General features: G+C 35.7%; 2 protein-coding genes. One reads left to right on the forward strand and one right to left on the reverse strand.

The window, feature by feature from the left end:
- The first annotated feature begins 355 nt into the window (after positions 1-355).
- Positions 356-1,693, forward strand: a complete 1,338-nt coding sequence (locus QUA10_RS28875; protein ID WP_333086478.1) for a PIN-like domain-containing protein — start codon at positions 356-358, stop codon at positions 1,691-1,693.
- A gap of 90 nt (positions 1,694-1,783) precedes the next feature.
- On the opposite strand, the gene QUA10_RS28880 is transcribed toward QUA10_RS28875, so the two are convergent.
- Positions 1,784-2,155, reverse strand: a complete 372-nt coding sequence (locus QUA10_RS28880; protein WP_333086479.1) for a hypothetical protein — start codon at positions 2,153-2,155, stop codon at positions 1,784-1,786.
- Positions 2,156-2,222 lie beyond the last annotated feature (67 nt).

The following is a 2,222-nucleotide window of genomic DNA, read 5'->3' on the forward strand; positions in this document are numbered from 1 at the left end:
TCATTAAATAATCACATCGGTGCGATTTGGTATTTTATCCATCACTACAATTTATCATTACTTGTTTAGGACTACCGAAGCGAATTGGTTGGGACCAGCGTTGCTTATTTCAAGGGAAGCAGCCTTTCACATTGCTAAAACTGAGATGAGCGTGGTCGAAGCAAGTAGGTTTTATCGCGTTAGCGAGCAAGTCATCACCATGCGCCTCAATATGAGTGGAGCGCGCAAGATCCTCAACTTCTCGAAAAAGAAACGTAATAAGCTTAAATAGATCTTAAATCAAAGTTCGGACAGTTTTTATTTTGTGATTCGGACAAATAGCACTTATTCAATAAAAACCAAGTAATTGACAAAAATGAAAGACTTATTCCCAGGATATTATTCCCTATCTGAACAAGATTATCTGGAGCTTTGGTCAAAATGTACTTTTATTTTTGATACTAATGTTCTGTTGGATTTTTACGAATACAATAATGAAACGCGCCAAGAGTATTTTACAGTTTTAGAAACTATAAAGGATCGTTTGTGGATTCCTCATCAAGTTGCACTTGAATATCACAAAAATAGAATTACTAGAATAATTCAAGTAGAGTCGAAATTTGATACTGCTAAAAGTGATTTGGATAAGATTGCAAATGAAACCACAAAAAAACTTTTCGAGAATTTCAACTTCCGAGGTCTTCCTCCTGAAGTTCTCCAAGAACTGACTGAGGATGTAAAGAGAGTTTTTGATACTTTTCGGGATAAATTAACATCTTGCAGTGAAGAGTTAATTCAAATAAATGGGACTGATCAGATAAGAGATAAAATTACAGATTTATTCCAAGAGAAAATTGGTGAATTACCTACTAATCAAGAAGAGCTGGATCAAATATATTTAGAGGGTGAAAAAAGATACAAAATCTGTCGCCCCCCTGGTTTTTTAGATCGAGATAAAGATAAAATTAACAATTGTTATACTCATAAAGGGTTAGTCTTTCAAAGACAATATGGTGACTTAATTCTTTGGAAACAGCTCCTCAAACAAGTTAAGTCTAAGTCATTAAGTCATATTATTTTTATTACTCGCGATAATAAAGACGATTGGTGGAGAAAAGGAGGTAAGAAAACTATTGGGCCACATCCAGAGTTAGTCGAAGAAATCTTGGATGCTGGTGCTTCTATGTTTCATATGTACTGGCCATATCGTTTTTTGCACTTTGCTAAAAAATATCTACAACAGGAAATAAAAGAAGAATCGATACAACAAGTTGAAGAAGTTTCTGTTTCAAACAGTTTGTCTGAACCAGAATTAGATGATAATTTTTCTAGACAATTATCAGCTATTGATAGCTATGGATTGAGTAATATAGAACGTTTAATAGCCTCGAATAATCCATTGAGTAATATAGAACGTTTAGTAGCTGCTGCAAATAATCCATTGAGTAATATAGCTAACCTTGCTAAACAATCAGTTATGGATGTGACGCAATTGATAAATACAGACAAGTATGGATTGAGAAATAACATAGCAGTAGCAAGCATAATGGCAGAACAAAATCGATTTATGGCATCCGTAAATCAATTCGTAGAAAATAATAATCGAACTATAGAGCGAATGAAGAAACAAGCAGCAATACCGAAACAATCAATACCCGATGCGAATGGGGGAAGAGATATTGAATCTTCACAAATTGAACCTTCTGAAGATTGAAGTTTTTTAGTATTGATATGAATTCTGTATGAACCTGCACAAAATAGGAAGCCTGAAATCTTTTTCGGTAGTAGTAACTATGAGAATTTTTCAAGCATTGGGTCGAACGCAGCGATCACCCCCATCGGGAAATTTCTCGTTCAAACTCTGATCGAAATAATACTGACACCAAAATTCTGCTACTTCCAACAACCTGGGTACGGATTCAGCAACGATACCCGAACCAGACTGCAATCCATAGCCTTCTACATATTCTCTAGCTAGTTTGTAAGTCCAATAGGGAAAATCTGTCTCTACAAAACAGCGGAGCGCATACTCTAGCTTTAGTAAATCCCCGCTGCAGACAAAGCGCACCGTTGTCCACCTAAAATTGCGGTAGTCATCCCCTTGCAAGCCATCAATGTCTCTCAATAAGTTTCTGAGAGATTGCCTGCTTTCGTAACTAGGACTTTCTAATACCATTTTCCTAAATATTTGCTACAGATAACCCATTTAATATGAATGGATATCCAGTCAAAGAGGCAATCAC

The sequence above is a fragment of the Microcoleus sp. Pol8_D6 genome, from assembly GCF_036700965.1.
Taxonomy (GTDB): domain Bacteria; phylum Cyanobacteriota; class Cyanobacteriia; order Cyanobacteriales; family Microcoleaceae; genus Microcoleus.

Bases quoted from the DNA above. Each gene is read 5' to 3' on its own strand.
- QUA10_RS28875 (WP_333086478.1), top strand. From the start codon at position 356: ATGAAAGACTTATTCCCAGGATATTATTCCCTATCTGAACAAGATTAT.
- QUA10_RS28880 (WP_333086479.1), bottom strand. From the start codon at position 2,155: ATGGTATTAGAAAGTCCTAGTTACGAAAGCAGGCAATCTCTCAGAAAC.